General features: G+C 71.6%; 1 protein-coding gene. It reads right to left on the bottom strand.

Annotation, left to right across the window (positions count from 1 at the left end; all coding sequences use genetic code 11):
- Nucleotides 1-236 (bottom strand): AMIN domain-containing protein (locus tag OH705_RS28725; RefSeq protein WP_267303636.1); only part of this gene is annotated, 236 nt, incomplete at both ends.

The following is a 236-nucleotide window of genomic DNA, read 5'->3' as shown; positions in this document are numbered from 1 at the left end:
TTCGATCACCAGGCGCGAGGACTCCCCGGCCTGTTCCATGCGCGGATTGAGCGCGGCCACGGGCGAAGCGAGGTCGAAGACGATGCGCAGCGTGTTCGGATCGGGCTGGCCGGTCCGCACCGCGCGCACGATGCCGGCAGGCGCCGGGAGGCGCAGACCCGCACGCGCCTTCGACGCCGGCAGGTCGACGACGAGGCGATCCGGGCCTTTCAGGCTGAGGGTCTTGTACTGCCCGG

It is taken from the genome of Pseudomonas sp. BJa3, from assembly GCF_026343815.1.
In the GTDB taxonomy this organism is placed as follows: domain Bacteria; phylum Pseudomonadota; class Gammaproteobacteria; order Pseudomonadales; family Pseudomonadaceae; genus Aquipseudomonas; species Aquipseudomonas soli.
This window is presented reverse-complemented; position numbering and strand designations above follow the sequence as displayed.